Origin of the sequence: Anabaena sp. 90, from assembly GCF_000312705.1 — a bacterium.
Classification (GTDB): Bacteria; Cyanobacteriota; Cyanobacteriia; order Cyanobacteriales; family Nostocaceae; genus Dolichospermum; species Dolichospermum lemmermannii.
The window spans coordinates 3,699,836-3,721,506 of the sequence record NC_019427.1 but is presented as its reverse complement, the minus strand read 5'-3'; the positions used below and the strand labels follow the sequence as shown (position 1 = coordinate 3,721,506).

Sequence of the window (21,671 nt, the reverse complement as noted above, 5' to 3'; positions counted from 1 at the left end):
GTGTAGCCATATTTTTCACGTCAATTTAGCAACGCCGATTTTTGGTTATTTTTCTTCGTTGAGTAGGTTTTGAGCGCAAGCTAGTTGCAATTGAATGATTTCGCTCATTTGTTGACTAAAATCTTGTCTAGCTGCTAAGAAACTTGTGTGTGTTTTAGTTAATTTGGCGGTGTTGTTACTCAGGTTTTGATACTGAGCAATTTTTAAATCATTCATGCTAATTTTTCCACTAGATTCTTGATTTATGTTTTGCTTAATGATTTTTGTTGACTCAAAGAATTTTAGTTTCTTTGACAATTCCAAACCGTTCTCCATGATCGTTTTCATGGTATTTTTCTGTGGTTTGGGGTAAATTTCTGTGGGTGCTATTTTCTCCGATGTCTGTAGGGAATTGATGATTTTATACTCTTGATGAGTAGAAATTGTTTGCTTTTGGTTATTAGCAAATATTTGGCGATTTTCTGCATTCAAAATTGCAGAAGTCATGGAATTACCACCTAATGTAACTTTCCTCAGTGCAGCTTTTTTCTGTTGGGTGTTTTCTGAAGATAGGTTATATAAAGGAGCGAGATTTAAGTTTACTTGATGACTCAATAGTTTTGCTAATGCTTTAATTAGGGAACTATGGTCATCTGTACCCCGTCTATTTAGGGATACGGTAAGATGTTCTTGATTACCCAGATTTTTATCTATCCAGCGTGAACAAATACCACCTGCACCGGCTTCAATAAAGATTTTTGCTCCGTCACCATAGACGCGATTAACTAAGCGGGGAAAGTCGAGTTGTTGACATAATCCTGTGGCAATATTGTGAGCAATTTGGTTGCTTTCAATTTCAATTGATTGATATTCAGCAGCGGAGTAAAACTTGATTCCGGGGATTTTTTGTGCTGGTAATGTGTATAAGGTTTCTAGTTCTTGAGATTCTGATTGCATTGCTTGACAATGAATCACATGATCAAAAGGAGCAGGAAAAGAATTACAACCCAGGGTTTTAATTACTCGCTCACAAGCTGCTGGTTCTCCAGCAATTAATACTTCTTCTGGGGTATTAATCTGTGTTAGGTAAACACGGGTTTCATTTTTTAAACATTCTCTAACTTGGGCTGGAGTAGCCATAAGAACGTAGTTAGCCCATAACTTATTCTCTGGATTTGTGTCAGTTTTTGGTAGTCCCCAATACTCACGGACAGCGTTTTTGGAACCAGATAATCTATCTCCAAATAAAGCTGATGAATTAAAGGTATGACTAACTTCATAAAAATTGCTCCATACTCCTTGAGCAACCATCATGCTAGTTTCACCTAAACTATATCCTAAGACATATTTAGGTTTAATGTTAAAATCCTCGGTGATAATTGTGGAGATTAATCTGGTAAAAAGCACTTCTGCTTCAAACATTGCTAAGGAATCATCCAGCAATTTCTTTTCTAGTGTTTCTAATTGTCGAGTTGATAATTTACTCAAACTTCTCGGAAATACCAATTTTTCCACATCTGCTGCTCGTTCGTCAAGACTTTTGATAATGACATCATCTAAGACTTTAGGAAATAAACGGAAAAGACTCCGACCAATTCCTAAATAAGTATTAACAGCAGCGGGATAAACAAAGGCAATTTCTCCATTTTTACCCAGAGGTTTGGGGGTGAAATAACTACCTATGGGAGTCTGCCAATCTTTGCCATTTGCAAAGGCATTAATTACACCTTTTTTGGCAGAATTAATTTCTTTAATTAATTCTTTTTGGTTGCGTCCAGTTAGGGAAAGTGTATATTTGCTTTCAGAGTTTTGTTGAAATTTAACAAAGGTTTGACTAGCAATATTTTTGAGAGAATCAGCATTTTCAATTGTTGCTTGCAAATGATCCAACGCTGCTAATAAGCTAGATTGATCATCTGCTGCAATGGGTAATAAATGCAAAGGTCTTGATTCTAAATATGTGCTGGTACGTTCTGGTTGTGCGGTTTCTTCTGATAAGATGATATGGGCAAAAGAACCGTCACAACCAATACTATTAATCGCGGAAATTCGAGATTTGACCTCTTTTTGCAAAAACCAAGGTCTGGACTCAGTTGCAACATAGAAAGGACTACCTTCCCATACTTGCGGTGTTTTGACACCAGACCAATTGGGAGTTCCGGGAATATATCTGTGATAAATACTCAGTGCAGTTTTTATTAAACTGGCAATTCCAGATGCAACGAAGGTATGACCAATATTTGCTTTAACGCTACCTATAGCGCAGTGTAAACCATCACCAACGGCAGGATAAGCTTGAAGGATACCGCTAATTTCGGCTTCGTCTTCTGCGGGAATACCACTAGCGCAGACTTCCAAATAATTGACTTTTGTGGGTTCAATTCCGGCTTGTTGAAAAGCTTGTTGACATACTTGGCTAATGGTATGGCTATCTACAGCCATTGAGGGAGATTGACCAATGCTAATACCATCAATTACTGCATAGATACGTTGGTTATTTGCTAACGCCGTATCATGACGTTTAAGAACAACTGCACCTGCACCTTCTCCCACATTCCAACCATTGGCTTTTTCGTCAAAACTTAAAGTATTGACTCCTGTATTAATTGTGCCAAATTGACTTCGCAATAAGACATTTTCTACCCCTCCTGCTAAGTCAACAGCACCCACAACTACAGCATCTACTTCATTAGTATCTAGCAGCATTTGCGCTAGTTCTAGGGCTTTAAAAGCGGCTGTTTCGACGGCACTAATGGTAAAAGATGGACCAGAAAAATTCCATAAAGAGGAAATCCGACTAGCCATAATATTGGTAACGTAACTCAGATATTCACTCAATTCAACTTGATTGTGAATACTATCTTGAACAATGCCTTCTAGTTGATTGATTTTTTCTGGTGATAAGGCAATTTCTGCCCCATTCAAACCATCTTTTATTTGCCAAGATGAATTCCATCTTTGTTGGAGTTGATGTACAGATAATTCTGCATCTGCGGCGATAATTACCGCTACATTACTATTAGGTGAAAGTCCGGCATCTTTGAGGGCGCGGTCAGCAACTCTTAATAATAAAAGTTGTTGAGAGTTGATTTTTTCAACTTCATTAGGAGGAATTTTGTAAGCTAAAGTATCAACTTCAAAATTATCAATATATGCTCCTTGGGGGACTTTTCCTGCTTCTAAACCATACTCGCGCAGTAAAGTTTCTTGTTCATTAATACCATGCCATCTTGATTCTGGTAGAGGAATAAAATGCTGTTTTCCATCATAAATGCTGCTCTCAAAGGCATCTAATTCTTGACATTCACCAAAAAAGGCATCCATGCCCACAATTGCCATTTTTGCAGTCTTATGTTGCTGAATATTCATTTGCTTACTTCCCTTGTTCTAGAATGATATGAGAGTTTGTTCCACCAAAACCAAACGCACTTAAAGCTACTCTTTTAGTTTCTTGACTCGGCCATTCTGTAGGCGTTCTGACAATGCTTTTTGGAGAGACAACATTGTTTTCAGAACCTATGGGTTGAGTCACGTGAATAGTTGGAGGAATAACCCCATGAGACATACTTAAAATTGTCTTGGTTATGCCTACCATGCCCGCAGCCACAAGTAAATGACCAACATTTGTTTTGGTTGAACCTACTAATGGTGCTGCTTGATATGGACTAAAAAAGCCTTCAATTGAGTTACATTCTGTGGGATCTCCCAATAGAGTGCCAGTAGCATGACACTCTAAATAATCAATAGTTTGGGGGTTAAGTTTAGCCTCTGAATAAGCTCTTTGATATGCCAGAGTTTGCCCTTGAGGATTAGGACTAAGAAGGTGTTTACCTTTACCATCATTAGATAGTCCATTACCGCAAATTGTTGCCAGGATTTTGTCACCATCTCTCACAGCATCACTGTGTCTTTTGAGCATTACCATCCCAATTCCTTCGGAGGTAATTAACCCGCGTGATGACTTATCGAGAGGACGACTAATGCCATTATCTGGATATCCTTGAATACCAGAAAATAACATTCTGACAAATAATGGATCTGCACAACTAATTGCACCAGCTAACATCAAATCTGCTTTGCCAGATTGTAGATAATGGGATGCTAATTTAATGGCGTAAAATGATGACGAACAAGCAGCATCTATACAGAAATGAGTTGCAGATAAAGAAAAGGCCTTGGAAACTATAGCAGCGGGTAAACCGGAAACCATAGCATTGTATGGAGAGACTTTTGTGCAGGTTGATGAACCTCCTAAACGAAAGTCTTTCTCCTGTAATAGTTCACTAATTGCAGGTTGAATATTTTGCTGATAAATAGGAGCAAATAGACTATTAGAAGCTTTGGTTGGTAATCCCAAAGTTCCTAAAACTACGCCACATTTTGCAAGTGCAGTTTGATTTCCCAGATAGCCACTTTGAATAATGGCTTGTTTGGCAGCGTACAATGACCATTTAAAGGTATTATCTAAGCTTTCAACAAATGCCGCAGGTAAGTTATACTCGTTGGCATCAAATTTAAAGTCGCGGATAAATCCACCTTTTTGAAAGTAGAATTTTTCCGGTTTACCTTTGGTTTCATCGTAGAATATAGCGGGATCTATTCCCAAATCCGCTACAGTTATAGATGATGTGGAATCTTTTTCTGCGGTGAGATTCTGCCAAAATTCTTCAGGATTATTAGCATCGGGAAATAGGCAAGATAACCCGATGATTGCTATTTTTTCCACTTTTGAAATCCTCGTTGGGGCATAAGACGTGACTGAAAAGGATTTACGCTATTCCCCCAATCGGCAAGGATTAATAATATGAATTTGTTTCGCGCAAAGGCACAAAGGAGCAAAGGCGCAAAGAATTAGAGTTTCATATTATTTTACTTTTTATTTAACATTTTCATTGGCCAGATTACGGCTTTTGCTCCTAAGATTTTGGAGTAGATTTTTCCTTCACGATTATGGATAATGAAGTTGACTGTTGCACCTGTGTCGGTTTTGCCTATAATTTCACAGGACACATAAAAGGGGACGTTAAATGGTACTGCTAGATATTGTTCACAGTATGTTAATTGTCCTGGTAAACAAACTTCTTTATGGATATAATTTAACCATAGCCATAATGTTTGGGTACTCAAGTCAATTATATAAGGGTTGTGCCATTTTACGGGAAATTGTCCTTGTTCTTTGGCTGTAATTTCTTGCCAACAACATTCGGCTGTGAGTTTTTCTGGACTGATATTTAAAACTTTGGTAATTTTCTGGAAAGCTGGTCCATGAAATAGGGATAAATCACCATTTTGATAGAAGTCTTTGGCTGTATCAGTGACGATATTATCTTCTCTGAGATCCATTGCTTCATAAATGGGCGCTTCTGGCATATTTTTTACCAGTTTTATCAGAGAACTAAAGTGATAATGAGTTCTACCTTCGGGGGTTTTGCTCAATATTTTGGTCTGAAATTCGACAAAATTACCATCAACTTTGGCAACTTCTTGGATTTCTAGAATATGTTCTTTAGCCAAGGTAGAATTAAAGGTGATTCCTTTTAAAACTTTGAAGTCTTGGCAACTGAAATATGTGTAACCTGGATAAATTTCTTCACAGCCATTTACCATCCATGATTTAGCACAGGTTGCTGGTAAAACTGGTGAACCTGCAATTGTATGATCATGCAAAAATGGATTTTCTGCTAATGTCATTCTTCTGCGAATGCGATAGCTACGAAGTTCTAAACCTAAAGGAGCAGGTGGTAGTTTCATGGGACTACCAATCACAACTTGTGGATGATCTTGATAGGCTGGATGTAGTTCATTAACTAACATTTGTGTCCCAACTTCTACGGGAATAATACTAATTCCTCTTTCTGCAAATGCTTTTTTTAATTGTGGTGTCACCATGCCACTATCCCAACCACCCCAGTTAATTGCGACTACATGACAATTAGGGTTATATTGTTTCATCAAATGGGCTGATTTACTGAGAATTTCATTAGCGATCGCATAATCACTTTGACCGATATTACCATAAAATCCCGTCACGGAAGAAAACAATACTAAATGTTGTAATTGCTGGGGATTAACACAAGATAGGAGATTTTCTAAACCCTGAACTTTAGCAGTGTAAACTTTCTCAAAATCATCTTCTGTCTTTTTTTCAATTAACTTATCTGCTAAGTTACCAGCACCGTGAATAATGCCGGTAATTTGCCCAACTTTATCAGAAATTTCTTGAAGTTTGGCTTGCAATTTTACAGTATCAGTGACATCAACACTAATATATTCAGCCTTTCCTCCTGTAGCTTCAATAGCTGCTAAAGTCTTCTTAATTTCCCGACTAGAATTAATCTGATTAAATATCTTTTGTACCATCATGGGTGTTGGTTTCTCACCTTGAGAAATCAAATTTTCCATAATGCGCTTTTTCAAAGCCGAATCATCTAAACAATTATGAGCATATTCTGGTTCTGTGGTAATTTCCGAACGACCTAAAAGAATAAACTTACAAGGTTGATGTTGAGCTAATTTAATAGTACATTGAGCAGTGATTCCCTTTGCGCCACCACTGACAACAAAGACAGAAGATGGGCTAACTTGAACAGTTGCAGTCATAACTATGATTTATGGGATTTATTTGATTTGGATGATTAATTCGTCTAAACTATGATTTATGTGATTTGTTTGATGGGGATGATTTATTGATTGATGAGAAAATAAACAAGAAATGAATCCAGTAAACTCAGCAAATAATTCAATCAAAAAAATCAAACTAATCAAACAAATCACAGTTTAGACATTACTCACTTTTTGCCACCAGCGTTACCCGTCCTTGATTACCATAACCAACTTCGCCAATATAGCGATTAGAATCGTGCAATTCAGCAACGATATATTCAGCAGATTCGTGAGGATCTAAAGTGGGATTCAGGTCAATTGCTCGGAAGAATACCTGTGGCCATTCCCAGCGCAAACTCTTCGTTAAACCAAACAAACCAGCACTAATTGCACTAAAATTACCTTGATGTCCTAAGCCAAATTCACCGTCCAGATGGGCAACTGTGCAAAAGCTTGTTCTTCCTGCTAAAGATGCCGCATTATTCAAAGTTGTTTTCAGATGTTTTGCCATTAAAAACACTTGTTTAATAATTGCCTTTTCTGCTTCTGGATAGGAAATATGTCCAGGTTTTTCAGGAGTAAATTGAGGATGTAAGTGAATGAATGCCCCAATCGCTCCATGTTTAGTAGTCACACTTTGCAATAATAATTGCAGATGTTGTTCACTCATGTTTGCCAATGTGACGCGGGTAACACCTGCGGGTAATGGCAATTGTTCGGGAACTAATGATTGGGGGAAACTCAAAACTACAACTTTCCAACCTTGTTCTATCAGTGCGTGGGCTAGTTTGGTGGTAGTTAAAGAACCATCATCAGTGATTAAACCAATGTGTCCTTGGGGTAACTGCGCTTCCAAAAAATCCGGTCTGGGTAAGGTTCTTAGCTTAACTGGACGACGGGGAAGATTGATGTCTACGATAGGAGGTGGGGTTAAATCAACCACCTCTGTGGTTTCCCCCCTTGACAAGGGGGGATTAAGGGAGTTTATCGAGTTAACATCAAACTGCGACTTTTTTTTTTCACCTCCCACCAGTGATTGGAGGTAGTTAACGATTTGCCCGATTGTCCGTAAGTCGCCTAATTCTTCTATATTGGGTTTGGGTAAGTCAGGATACGCTTCCTGCATTGCTCCCAGTATTTCTACCCGTTTGATGGAATCTATGCCTAAATCGGCTTCCATGTCCATGTCCAGTTCCAGCATTTCCACTGGATAACCAGTTTTTTCACTGGTGATGTTTAACAGGGTTTGTCCTAAATCTTGGTACTGGGGATTGGGGACTGGGGACTGGGGAATGGAAATTGATTCTGGTATTACTTCCTCTATTACCTGGGTTTGCACTTGAGGAATGATAATTTGTTCTGGTGTGATTTCTGCTGTTACCTGTTGTTGTCCTTGCAGATATTCGACAACTTGACCAATGGTGCGTTTTTCTGCCAGTTCTTCCAGGTTTGGTTTAGGTAAGTTGGGGTATAATTCTTGCAATCCTCCCAGAATTTCTACCCGTTTAATGGAGTCAATACCTAAGTCGGCTTCCATGTCCATATCGAGTTCTAGCATTTCGATAGGATAACCAGTTTTTTCGCTGGTGATACTTAATAGATTGTTAGCTAGATCATCAAGATTTAGGCTGCTAGTTGCGTGTTCTGGTATGAATGCAACTGGGGACTGGGGAATAATAATTGGTTCAGGTTCAATTACTGGTGCAGCAATTACAGGTTTTGCAACTTCAATTACTGGGGGAATAGGTGCTGCTAATTGAACTTTTGGCTCAATTACTGGTAATGCTTGAGGGGGAATTATGGTGACAGTAGGAGCTACAGGTGCTTCTTCTGGAGCAGCATATATATTTGCTGGTGCTGCTGCTTGGGTATCAGAAATGAGTTGAGAATATTCTTCTTGAATGAGTTGGAAAAAGTGTTTGGTATATTCTATCTGTTCCCGCAGATATTGTTCATGAATGCGGAGGGTTTCACCTTGTTGGGAATGAAACTGCATCATACTCCGCTCTAAGCTTTCCATGATCACTTGCTTAATTTGAGCAGCTTCAGCGGAAGATTTAGCATTAGCAAATAAGGTGTTTTGCTGCTGCATTAATTGGAAGAAGGTTTTCGCGTATTCTATCTGATTATTAAGATATGTGCCGTGAACTTCTAAATTCTCGCTTTGGTTGTGCTGGAACTGGCTCAAAAGTGTTCCTAAGCTGGTGAGAATTTGTTGGCAATTTATCAGTTTATCTGGTGTTTGCATCTTCCCTTCGAGTTGCTGCGTGAACAATTCTGCTCTGGGTTCTTTTTGAGGTTCTTTTATGATGGTTGCAGTAGTAGTCATCTGTGGCTGTAACTGGGTTTCAATGAGGGGTTGTTTTTTATGTCCGTTACCGTTGCCGTTATGTCCATTAGTTGGGGGAATTTTGGCAATTACAGGGGTTTCTATTTCTAAATTTATAGACGGGTTTAGCATTGCTAAACCCCTACTGGAATCCTGAACTTCTGTTAGCGAGGCTCCTCCAGAGGAGGCACTTCTGAACTCCTGAATTCCGGAAATTTTATGTCCGTCCGCTAATGCTTCTGTAAAGGCATTTTTGGTTTTATCAGAAATGTAGTTAATCCCGGTTAATTTGACGCTGAGGGTCTTTTTGCTGGAAATGGGATGCAATACGGCAGGGAGTTTGTAGGGGTCAAGATTGCCCAAATTCATGCCGATAACTCGCAACTGAACTGCGGCTTCTCGCAAAGAGCGATCGCTGTTTTTGGAGGCGCTGGGATTTAGAGATATGGTAAGATGGGGGCGATCGCCTAATGTATCTTTTACCAAGTTACTCAAAACCCGTTTTGGTCCAAATTCTACGAAGCAATAACCACCAGCCCCATAGATATTTTCAATCTCTTGTTTGAACAATACAGAACTAGCCAAATGGCTTTCTAAGTTCTTTTGAATTGCCGCTGCATTTTGGGGATAATGTTTACCAGTGACATTACTAAAAACCGGAATTTGGGGATTGTGGAAAGTTACCGATTTAGTAGCAATGGCAAAGGATTTTTGCGCGAATGCTATTAATGGAGTATGGAAAGCCGCAGACACAGGCAATAAAACTGCACTATATCCTAACTTTTCGCAAGCATCTTGAACTTTTTGAATTTCTAACTTTGGACCGGCTAAAACAATTTGGGTAGGAGAATTAAAGTTAGCAATACTTACTTTTGGAAACTGCTTCAGCACCGGTTCAATTTTGCTGATATCTTCCTTCACCGCTAACATACTACCAGCGTCATGATCTGGGTCTTTGGGTGCGGCCATTGCCTGTCCTCTAGCTTTCACTAGGAACAAATAATCAGCCTCACTCAATACTCCCGCAGCCCACAAAGCGGTTAATTCACCAAAACTATGTCCTGCGGTGAAATCTGCCTTAAACCCAGCTTGTTGCAAAATTCCATACAACCCAGCACTAAAAACCCCAATTGCCGGCTGTGCATATTCCGTTCTTTGCAAAGTTGCAACTTGGGCTTTTTTCTCAACTTCATCAAAGGTAGAATGAGGGAAAACAACTTCAGAAACTGGTTGTAAATTGCTTTGCTTGAACAGATGATCCATCTTGCCATATAACTGTCGCAAGCTGGGGAAATTCATCACCGCTTCTCTGCCCATTTCCAAGTATTGAGAACCTTGTCCAGAGAATAAAGCGACAACTTTTCCACCTAAATCCATTCCCGAAGAACGGTAATAAATACCTTGAGGATGTTCCCAAGAAATTGCATCAGGCTTACTTTTGAGTAAACCAAGACTAACTTGCAGTAACTTACAAGCTTCTTGTAAATTCTCAGATACAAAACCAATTCTTAGGGCAGTTGTAGGAATAGCTAAAGATTGACAATATAACAATAATTGAGAATAGAATCTTTCGCCGTCGTTAGCTTGCAAATTATTTAAAGTTGCTTCTAACTTGCTAATTAATTCCGCGTGAGTAGCACCAAATAATAGCACTTCACCGGCTGCACCATGTAAACGATAAGAACTTTGTTGTTCTGGTTCGTATTCTTCCAAAACAACGTGATAATTTGTGCCACCAAAACCAAAGGCACTCACCCCCGCACGTCGGGGAGTTTCACCTTCTGCCTTGATCCAAGGTCTAGTTTGAGTATTGAGATAAAAGGAGGAATTTTCAATATCTAATTTGGGATTTGGTTCGGTAATATTGATGGTTGCTGGCAATACTTTATGATGCAATGCTAGGGCAGTTTTAATAAGGCTGGCTGCACCTGCGGCGGCTTTTGTATGTCCAATTTGTGATTTTACACTTCCCAAAGCAATATGTTGTTTTTGGGTGTCATGTTTACCAAAGAAATCTCTTAAAGAACTGAATTCTATGGGATCTCCTGCCATTGTTCCTGTACCGTGTGCTTCCATTAAACCCACAGTTGCCGGAGAAAATCCAGCATCATCATAAGCCCGTTCTAAGGCTTTAACTTGTCCTTCTTTTCTAGGGGCATAAATACTCTTATAACGCCCATCACTAGAAGTACCAATTCCCTTGATTACCGCATAGATTTTATCCCCATCTTTTTGGGCATCTTCTAAGCGTTTGAGGAGAATCATCCCAATCCCTTCACCTAACATCATCCCATCAGATTTAGCATCAAATGGTTTCACATTCTCGCTAGGAGTAACTGCTGGAGTTTTGCTAAATGAGATGTAAGCCATGATCGTGTTATCGGTGTCTACTCCACCGGTTAACATCATATTGCTACGATGTTCAACTAATTCACTAATGGCCATTTTTAATGCCCCAAAGGAACTAGCACAAGCCGCATCAACTACACAGTTTGTACCGCCAAAGTTGAGACGGTTAGCAATTCTGCCAGCCACCACATTTGCTAACATTCCAGGGAAAGCATTTTCATCCCATTTCACATAAGCAGATTTGATTTTATCAACAATCTTTTTAGTATCTTCGTCAGATACACCACTGCTTTTGAGAACTTTTTCCCAAACCGGATATTCCAATCTGGCAGTTAATGGCATTCCCAATTGTTTGCCCATAGCTACACCCAAAATCACGCCGATATTTTCGCGGCTAAATTCACGGGATTCGCTATAACCAGCATCTTCCATTGTTTCTTTAGCAACTACTAAACTTAATAGTTGAGAAACATCTGTAACTTCTAAAATGCTGGGAGGAATACCAAATTCCATAGGGTTAAAATCAACTTCAGGAATAAAACCACCACGTTTACAATAGGTTTTATCTTCTGCTGTTCTCGGATTAGGATCATAGTAATCTTCTACGCTCCAATGAGTAGAAGGAACATCAGTGATACAGTCAATTTTATTAACAATATTTTGCCAGTAATCCCTTAATGTTCTCGATTGAGGCATTAAGGAAGCCATACCAATAATAGCTATGGGAGTTGTGTGTAGTTTTCTATTAATTTCCTTAGTTGACATGGAATTTATCGAATTTTTTAGGTTTCCTGAATTCATTTTTCCTTCCTCTATAAACTTCAGCACAGCCTGTTCAAAACTATTAATTTGGGCTTCTAATTCCGTCAAAGAACTATTTATCGTGTCTATCTTTTGAAGGGGGGAAGACATAGGACATAGACTAATTTTGAGTACCGTAAATTGTGCAGTAAATTAAGCTATTAGCAGATAGAATAACTATCTACATTCACCCAATCACCGCAGGTAAGTTTAAATGCTTGAATTTACATCAGCACCGCAGCATATTTACCAATTAATAATTGATAATTCATTTTTGAAGCTTTAGGTAGGTTGGGTTAAGGAACGCAACCCAACATTTCATAATTTTGCTTGGGTGTTACTAAGCTACATTTCCTTAACACCAAGCGAACTGGCAATAGAACATACTTAATCTGAAGGATATGTATGAATACAGAAACGGTTTTATCTCTTAATCATTGAATGTTTTACCTATGGAGGAATAATGTTCTGTATGTTGATATAGCAGTTGCCAGTTTTTAAAGTCCAGGATAACCTATTTTAGATGATTAGACTGATAAAAGCTGCCAAAATCGTTACAAAATAATCAGCACTCTGTGGCAAATTCTGTGAATAGTGAAAAAATACTTAAACAGCTTTTCAATAGTCTAGCAGTTTGTAACTTAGTGAGATGCAAAACCCCGGTTTATCAAAGAATAGGTTTTGTTTCTTTAGGCAATTCTGCTGTACAAAGCTGAGTGGATTTTAGTATTTCTTCTGTTTATAGAAATAAACTCAACAATTTATTTTTCATTCATAAATGTTGAATTAATAAAAAGACTAGCACAGCTTATGAAAATGGAATAGTTCATTTTTGCTAATTTTTGGAGGAAAATATTTGTTAATTGATCTCCTTTTAAATAAAACATAATTATCTGAGTATAATCTAGAACCGAATTTGTGAATAACATATCTTGGGTAATTACGGATTTAACATCAATCTTTTCCTGATAATTCAGGGATTTTATCTAAATTGTCTCATAAGTAACTAATCAATAAATATACAATAGAAATATTTGCACATAATTGGGTGTTTTTTGAGCAAACTATCATAATCAAGTCTTGGTTTTTGATGAATTTATAAGATAACTCACCTTTTCTAGACAATTGGTTATTTATAAACCAAACATTAATTTGTTGGATATTGAACACTAACCTGTAACCATATCAATTGTGATGAAATATGGACAATTTGCATTTATTTACGAGAATTTGCTAAAAAAAATACAGATTTTTAGATTAATTTATGAGTAATTAAATATAGTATCTAGTCAAGGATTTTATTAATTAAAGCAACTAAATTTAGTTGACAATATCAAAGTTATTTGGGATAATTGCAGAGAAGTTTATTCATTCCCCAAGTTATTAGCATCATCACCACTTGGGAATTGAAGATTTTTATTTCTCCCTAGAGATATCGTATTTTAGGCTACTTAATTAAATGCCAATTCAAGATAAAACTGATAGCGTAGCGTGGCGTTCCTCATGGATGATTAGAAGTAAAAACACCGCTAATTTAGGTATTTATAACAACTAAAAATGCTGACAACAATTCATACATAAATAATTAGACATATCTCTTTTATAAAAGTAACAGAGAATCCGTCTATAACCATTACGAGTATTTTCCGACATAACACCATTGGAATAAAAATATGGCAGTAAATAAAGAACGCCAATTATTCAACCTAACTGCGTTAAAGTGGAGAATAATTCTAGCAACTTCTCTAACTTTCTCTACGGGTTTAGTATCTTTATACATTTTTCATCAATTAAAGATAAATTCCCAGACTCAATCTTCTGCTATTGCTCCCATTATTAAATATCAACCCATTCCCGTTAAAGTTGCCGTAACTGCCTTAGGAAGATTGCAACCACAAGATAAAATTACTTATTTATCTGCTCCTAATTCTATCAATGGTGTACGAGTAGAAAAACTGTTGGTCAAGGAAGGAGATGATGTTAAAAAAGGACAAGTATTAGCTTATCTAGAAAACTATGCTCGTTCTCAAGCAGCTATCCAACAGGCATTTGATAAATTGTTAATTGCCAGAACTAAACTTGCACAGGTACAAGCTGGAGCAAAAACTGGAGATATCAATGCTCAAAAAGCCACAATTACCAGGTTAAATTCTCAATTTAAAGGAGACATTGCGGCTCAAGCAGCAACAATTAACCGCATTCGGGCTGAAGTTGAAAATGCTCAAAAAGAGAGTAATCGCTATCGGCAATTATCAAAAGACGGTGCTGTTTCTGCTTCTGTTTTTGATAGTAAAAATTTAGTTCTCAAAACTACACAACAGCAGTTAAAAGAAGCTGAAGCTACTCTTAAACGGACACAAGATACTTTCCAAGATCAAATCAAAGAAGGAAAATCCAAACTTAATAGTATTAAAGAAGTTAGAACCGTAGATGTAGAGTTAGCAAAAAGTGAAATCAAAAGCGCGGAAACGGCAGTGCAACAAGCCAAAGCTGACCATGATTTAACTTACATTGCTGCTACTATAAATGGTACAGTTTTGCGAATTCATGCCAGAAATGGCGAAGTAATTGGTACTTCCGGTCTTGCAGAAATTGGCAATACATCAAAAATGCAAGTTCTAGCAGAAGTGTATCAAACTGATATTCAAAATGTTCGAATTGGACAAAAAGCTATCATTACCAGCACCACATTTCCCGGCAAATTACAAGGAACTGTCCGAGAAGTTGGTTGGCAAGTTGATAAACAAGGCATCTTTAGTATTAATCCCAATTCTGATGCAGACCGCAGAGTAATTGAAGTCAAAATATCTATTGATAATCCCACCGATAGTCAAAAGATATCGAGATTAACTAACTTGCAAGTTGATGTTGCAATCCAGATTTAGTGATTGGTTATTAGTGATTAGTTATTGGTTATTGGTTATTGGTTATTTTCTACAACTGACAACTGAAAACTGACAACTAACAACTGACAACTGACAATTAACAATTAACAATTAATATGAATTTCAAAATTCCTTTGGGGTGGCTACAGCTTGTCCAGCAGAAACTTCGTTTTGTGATAGCTGTAGCCGGAATTGGCTTTATTGTGCTGTTAATGTTTATCCAACTTGGTTTTCAAGATGCACTATATTCTAGCGCTACAGCACTACATCAACGATTGCATGGTGATTTGTTTTTAGTTAGTTCTCAATACAAATCTTTGACAGCAATTCAAAGTTTTTCTCGCACTCGGTTATACCAAACTTTAGGGTTTGATGGTGTTGATTCAGTTAGTTCAATTTATTTGCAATTTGCAAAATTAAAAAATCCCGTTAGTGGTGAAAAATATTCAATTTATGTCATTGGTTTTGACCCAGGAAAATCTGTATTAGATATTGCCGAAGTTGAGCAAAATTTAGACAAAATAAAAATTCCTGATGTCATGCTATTTGATAGAGATGCCCGTCCAGAATTTGGACCCATAGCCGAATTATTTAATCAGGGAAATATTAAACAGCCAATTGAAATCTTTCCCTTTGATGCTATTAAGGGTTATCGAGTGAGAGTTGGTGGTTTATTTAGTTTAGGCCCTTCCTTTGGTGTGGATGGTAATTTAATTGTTAGCGACTCAACTTTTCTAAGAATAAATCCTAACAACCGTCCAGTTGAAAAAATAGATATGGGGTTGATTAAAGTCAAAGATGGTGCTGATATAAAACAGGTTTTAGCCAATTTAAAAGCCAATCTACCAAAGGATGTTCAAATATTTACTCGTCAAGAATTTATTGATTTTGAAAAACAATATTGGTCAGTAAGAACCCCCATTGGTTTTATTCTGAACTTGATGCTAATTATGGCTTCTGTTGTGGGTGTGGTAATTGTTTACCAAATTTTGTATAGCAATATCGCCACTCAATTTATTGCCTATGCCACTTTAAAAGCTATTGGTTATGCTAATGGATATTTATTAAATGTGGTTTTTCAACAAGCATTAATCTTAGCATTGTTAGGTTATATTCCTGGCTTTATTGTTTCGATTGGTTTATATGATTTTGCCATGAAAGTAACTAAATTACCGATCATGATGACAAGTAATAATGCCTCACTTGTTTTAGTATCTACAGTTCTAATTTGCATTACATCTGGAGCGTTAGCTATTAATAAACTCCGTTCTGCTGATCCGGCTGATAGTTTCTAGGAATTTGTTGCATTTCAATTTATCAAATTCTGCCAAATATTCTCTAGACTAAAACCAACTAAAGATAGAAGTTTAATGTTATTAACAACAGTAGAATTCTCTGGCAAGTACAACAGTTCATAGTTGCATTTAATCGCAATTCTTAAACTTAGATTGTATAACTTTCTCAACCGTATGGCTAACGCCACACGATCACAAAACACCTATCTATATCCCCATGAACTTCCAAAACAAAACTCTGCTGATTACTGGAATTGATGAATTTATTGGCTTACGTGCAGCCGAATTAGCGATCGCTCAAGGGATGAAAGTCCGAGGTATACAAAGTTCCCAAGTCAAGGATCAAACAGCGCAAAATTTAGGTGTGGAAATTCTAGTTGGTAATATCACTGATCCTGGAATTTGCTCGAAAGCTTGTCAGGGAGTAGATATAGTTTTACACAATGCTCAAATTGCTGAAGAAGCCGGGGACATTAAGCATTTTCGGGAAATAAATGTTAGCGGTACTATTAATATCGCTAAGGCTGCTAAACAAGCTGGTGTAAAAACATTTGTCCATCTTTCTACTGCTTTAGTATATGGGTTTGACTACCCTGAGAAAGTCACAGAATCAGGTACGCTTTCTGGTGAAAACAATGCTTATTGTCAAACAAAAATTGAAGCGGAAATCGAAGTTTTAAAACTTAATAATGCTCCAGAATTTGGAGTAATTGTTATTCGGGCTGGAGATGTTTATGGGCCAGGAAGTCTTCCTTGGATTGTGCGGCCAATTCAGATGATGCGACAAAAACTATTTGCCTATGCTAATGAAGGCAAGGGTGTGATGAATCATCTATATGTAGATAACCTAATTGATGCCATCTTTTTAGCCATAGAAAAATCGGTTTATGGAGAGGTTTTTAATATTACCGATGGTAAAGAAACTTCTTGGAAGGAGTATTTTATTCATTTAGCATCATTGGAAAATTTACCAGCGCCAATGTCTTTACCTAAAGAGGAAATGAAATTATTTCTAAAAGTGCGTCTTCAGGGGCAAAAACTATTTCGGAAAAAGGCAGATATTCTGCCAGAATCAGTTGATTTTATGAGTCGTCCCTATGCCTATTCTATTGCTAAAGCAGAAAGTGTTTTGAATTACCAAGCTAAGGTTGATTTAGCGGAAGGAATGCGCCGCACTCATGAATGGTTGCAAAAAACTGACCTTCAAAAATTAATGAAATAATACCTAGATTTTAGGAATTTGTGCATGAATAACTCTCAAGCAAAGTTAAGTATTGGATTACCTGTATATAATGGGGAGAAATTTCTTGAAAAATGCCTAGATTCGCTATTAGCACAGACATTTTCTGATTTTGAGTTAATTATCTCGGATAACGCATCTACAGATAATACTGAGGCTATTTGTAGGACTTATGCAGCCCAAGATCAACGGATTCGTTACTATCGTAATGAAACTAATATTGGTTGTGCTTGTAATTTCAATCGTGTTTTTGAATTATCTCACAGTGAGTATTTTAAATGGGCTGCTTATGATGATTTGCACGCCCCCGATTTTATTGAGAAATGTATGGATGTATTGGAAAAAGATCCAACATACATTTTATGTCACTCCCACACATATTTTATTGATGAGCAGGGAGAATTTATCCAAAATTATGACATTAAACTCAATACTAATTCTCTAAAAGCTCATCAAAGATTTCATGAATTACTAACTAAACATTTGTGTTATCAAATTTACGGAGTTATTCGCAGTAGTGCATTAAGACAAATACCTCCTATGGGTGGTTATGGGAATGCAGATGGAATTTTATTATTAAGGCTAGGGATGCTGGGAAAATTTTATGAAATTCCCGAATATCTATTCTTTGCCAGAATCCATCCTCAACAATCCCTGAGTATGTTCTTTCCTGATTATTTGTCATTTAATCAAAATAATCCCCAGTATTCATTGAATATGTTGCCTAATTTTTATGATTATGCAGTCTGGTTTGATTCAACGAATAAGGGAAAAATTTTGTTACCTCATTGGCGAATTTTACAGGAATATTGGGTTTCTATTCATCATAGTCAACTTAATTGGTATGAGCAAATTTTGTGCCATATCAGCATCGCTAAAAAGCTATCAGGTACAGAATGGTTATTGGTGAAAGATTTCTTAATGGCTGCCAAAATGTTGTTTTTGCGTAAGTTTAGTTATCAAACCTGAACTATAGCAATATTAAGTAAGTAGGTTGGTGTTGAAAATTGTCGTTATGGCAAGGCAAAAGGCAAGAGGCAAGAGGCAAGAGTGAAGAGGGTTTGGGCGATTTTACATTTCTTTACACAGTTTGGTTTTATTGTGTTCACCTACTTAGTCGGACAAAATTAAATTCACTCGTTGAGAGAGGTAACAGGGAACACTTCGACAAGCTCAGTGCATCGCAGGGAACAGGGAACAGAAAAATCAGTTGTGTAATTAATTCTGTCCCATTACTTAGCAATTTATTGGACAACAAATCACTTTTAGTAGTAAAAAACTACTATTAAATTCCTCTAAACTTATTACGGGTGAAATATTGATCTATGTTGAAAATATTCCAAGTTAGTAATTTCTTGCTTGCTACTTTACTAACTGTTAACTTCACAGACATAGCCTATGCTGAATCAACAGGATCTTTAACTGTGGTTGTTAATGGTATTACTAACAAAACTGGGGAAATTTGTATGAGAGTTTATAACTCTGAAAAAGGATTTCCCGATAATGCTAAAAGTGAAGTTAAAAGTGGTTGTACTAAAATTACAGGTAGTTCTATAAAGCGGGTATTTTCTGGATTAAAACCGGGAACTTATGCTGTAGCTGTAGTTGATGATCAAAATGGCGATCGCAAACTCAATAAAGACTTTTTTGGCATTCCTCAAGAGGGTTTTGGGATTTCTAAAAATCCTCCTGTTTCTATCAGCACGGGAACACCTAAGTTCAATAATGCCAGTTTTCAAGTTGACAAGAATACTAGCATTAATATCTTTTTAAAGTATTCTCTTGATCCTTAATTGAGAATTTATAATTAGGAATTAGGATTTACAGCAGATTTCGCTCTAATGAGGTACAAACTTGAATTATAAAACTCTTGTAGTGCGCGCATCTTGCCCGCTACATAAGTACCTCCTAACACCGGAAAGTGCTGTATACTTAATTCCTTCTTTCTTCTGACTCCTTTCTCCCGACTCCTTTCTAAGACTATAGAAATAATGCCAGATTTTATGATATTTCTATCTAAGTCTTTGTTCGGTTGGCTGGTAATTCAAACTTGTTTAACGTTAGTATTTTTATGGTATTTACGTTCACACAAACCCAAGTCATTACCAGATGAACAGTTACCAAAAACGGCAGTAATTCTCTGTTTACGGGGTGCTGATCCTTTTTTACCTAATTGTTTGCGATCGCTCTTACAACAAAATTACCCAGAATATGATTTAAAGTTGATCATTGATAGTAAAGAAGATCCAGCTTTGAAAATTGCCACCGAAACAATCAATCAACTAGGTGCAACCAACGTTGAAATTAGCATATTAAGAACAGTTCGTCATAATTGTAGCCTTAAATGCAGTTCCTTAGTTCAAGCTGTTTCTGATTTGGATAATGCCTATCCAATTATAGCTTTTATAGATGCTGATACCGTAGCTCATCCTAATTGGTTACGAGAATTAGTTACCCCCCTCATTGATGATCAAGTTGGACTAACAACCGGAAATCGTTGGTATGTTCCCACAGGTAATTATTGGGGTTCATTAGTTCGCTACTCCGGTAATGTTTCTACTGTTGTGCAAATGTTTCTCTTTCAGATTCCTTGGGGTGGAACATTAGCTATCAAAACAGAAGTGTTAAACCGCATCAAACTTTTAGATAAGTGGGGAGAAGTATTAACAGATGATATGCTTCTTCATAAACTTATCAAACAACAGAAGTTACAAATTAAATTTGTTCCTTCTTTATTGATGCTAAATCGGGAAGAAAGTAGTTTACATAACTTACAAGAATCATTAAAACGTTTAATAATTGGTTCTAAACTTTATCACCCCCGGTGGTTAGCTATAGTCAGTGAAGCATATTCTAGTATTATTGTCCCCAATGTAGTCATTATCGTTATTTTTCGGCTATTATTTGAGGCTCAATGGGACGCTGCGGCTTTACTATTCTCCACCTATATTTCCTATACCATTGGCTTAGTCTTACTAATGCTATTGATGGAATTAGGAATACATCAAATCTTGCACAATCAAGGTGAAAAAATACCTAAACTATCGCCTTTAATTATCCTGAAAATGTTGATAGTAATTCCCTTAACACAGTGGATTTATGGGTTAATTATGCTATCTTCTTTGTGGACATCAAGTATTACCTGGCGGGGAATTACTTATCGCATTAAAGGACGTGAAAATATTCGGTTAATTGAATACCGTCCTTACCAATGGCTAGATCAACCAATTGATCCAAAAGCTTCTCTTTAGGGAATGGGGGAAATTTTTAGATATTTTATTTTCGCTTCAATATCTAAAAATTCCCCAATTCAAGAATTACTGAAAACTAGAGTATCACCAATATCAGGTCATCATTATGCACAATAAACCTCTTCGTATCGCCTTACAGCGGTTTCCGCTTTTATGAGGTACAAAGTTGAATCATGAAACTCTTGTAGTGCGGGCATCTTGCCCGCTAGATATGTACCTCATAACACCGGGAAGTGCTGTATTTACAGGATTATACGCTCCATTCTTAATAGGAGTTTATGTTCAGGTGTAAAAATGTTTCTTTGTTTAAATACCCTCCTGGTTAAGACTAAAGAAGTTCCTACAGCTTCAACAGCTTCTCTTTCGGAAATGGGGGAAATTTTTAGATATTTTATTTTCGCTTCAATATCTAAAAGTCCTCATTTCAAGAATCATTGGAAACTAGAGTATCACCAATATTAGGTCATCATTATGCACAATAAACCTCTTCGTATCGCCTTATTTACAGGATTATACGCTCCATTCTTAATAGGAGTTTATGTTCAGGTGTGAAAATGTTTCTTTGTTTAAATACCCTCCTGATCAAGACTAAAGAAGTTCCTACAGCTTCAACAGCTTCTCTTTCGGAAATGGGGGAAATTTTTAGATATTTTATTTTCGCTTCAATATCTAAAAGTCCTCATTTCAAGAATCATTGGAAACTAGAGTATCACCAATATTAGGTCATCATTATGCACAATAAACCTCTTCGTATCGCCTTATTTACAGGATTATACGCTCCATTTTTAATAGGAGTTTCTGTTCAGGTATGAGAATGTTCTTTTGGTCAAAAAACCTCCTCATGAATGGTTGATAACCTCCCATTATTTTAACAGCTTCTCTATAGGGAAATCGGGAAATTTTTAGATATTTTATTTTCGCTTCAATATCTAAAAGTCC

Annotated in this window: 10 protein-coding genes; 6 read left to right on the top strand and 4 right to left on the bottom strand. The window is 36.9% G+C overall.

What is annotated here, in order from left to right; translation table 11 throughout:
* Positions 1-45: 45 nt before the first annotated feature.
* From ANA_RS16115 to ANA_RS16100, 4 genes are all read right to left on the bottom strand, one after another.
* Positions 46-3,348 carry a PfaB family protein gene (locus tag ANA_RS16115; RefSeq protein WP_015081100.1) on the bottom strand — a complete coding sequence of 1,101 codons (3,303 nt, stop codon included), beginning with the start codon at positions 3,346-3,348 and terminating at the stop codon, positions 46-48.
* A 4-nt stretch (positions 3,349-3,352) separates the two neighbouring features.
* On the bottom strand, positions 3,353-4,705 hold the full coding sequence (locus ANA_RS16110) for a beta-ketoacyl [acyl carrier protein] synthase domain-containing protein (protein ID WP_015081099.1): 1,353 nt from the start codon (positions 4,703-4,705) through the stop codon (positions 3,353-3,355).
* A gap of 143 nt (positions 4,706-4,848) precedes the next feature.
* The gene (locus tag ANA_RS16105; RefSeq protein ID WP_015081098.1) at positions 4,849-6,579 is read right to left on the bottom strand and encodes an SDR family NAD(P)-dependent oxidoreductase; all 1,731 of its coding nucleotides are present in this window, start codon (positions 6,577-6,579) and stop codon (positions 4,849-4,851) included.
* A 184-nt stretch (positions 6,580-6,763) separates the two neighbouring features.
* A complete protein-coding gene (locus ANA_RS16100) occupies positions 6,764-12,172 on the bottom strand; it encodes a type I polyketide synthase (RefSeq protein ID WP_015081097.1) in 5,409 nt (1,802 codons plus the stop codon).
* Between the two features lie 1,562 nt (positions 12,173-13,734).
* Here ANA_RS16100 and ANA_RS16095 point away from each other — a divergent pair.
* From ANA_RS16095 to ANA_RS16070, 6 genes are all read left to right on the top strand, one after another.
* Positions 13,735-14,946 carry an ABC exporter membrane fusion protein gene (locus ANA_RS16095; protein WP_015081095.1) on the top strand — a complete coding sequence of 404 codons (1,212 nt, stop codon included), beginning with the start codon at positions 13,735-13,737 and terminating at the stop codon, positions 14,944-14,946.
* Between the two features lie 116 nt (positions 14,947-15,062).
* Entirely contained in the window at positions 15,063-16,241 is a 1,179-nt protein-coding gene (devC, locus tag ANA_RS16090) for an ABC transporter permease DevC (RefSeq protein ID WP_015081094.1), read from the top strand.
* 217 nt (positions 16,242-16,458) lie between these two features.
* Positions 16,459-17,463, top strand: a complete 1,005-nt coding sequence (locus ANA_RS16085) for an NAD-dependent epimerase/dehydratase family protein (protein WP_015081093.1) — start codon at positions 16,459-16,461, stop codon at positions 17,461-17,463.
* A 24-nt stretch (positions 17,464-17,487) separates the two neighbouring features.
* Entirely contained in the window at positions 17,488-18,450 is a 963-nt protein-coding gene (locus tag ANA_RS16080) for a glycosyltransferase family 2 protein (protein WP_015081092.1), read from the top strand.
* A 356-nt stretch (positions 18,451-18,806) separates the two neighbouring features.
* Positions 18,807-19,274: a DUF2141 domain-containing protein gene (locus ANA_RS16075; protein ID WP_015081091.1), complete on the top strand. Its 468-nt coding sequence runs from the start codon at positions 18,807-18,809 to the stop codon at positions 19,272-19,274.
* 198 nt (positions 19,275-19,472) lie between these two features.
* Complete coding sequence (locus tag ANA_RS16070; RefSeq protein WP_015081090.1) at positions 19,473-20,732, top strand: glycosyltransferase; 1,260 nt, start codon at positions 19,473-19,475, stop codon at positions 20,730-20,732.
* Positions 20,733-21,671 lie beyond the last annotated feature (939 nt).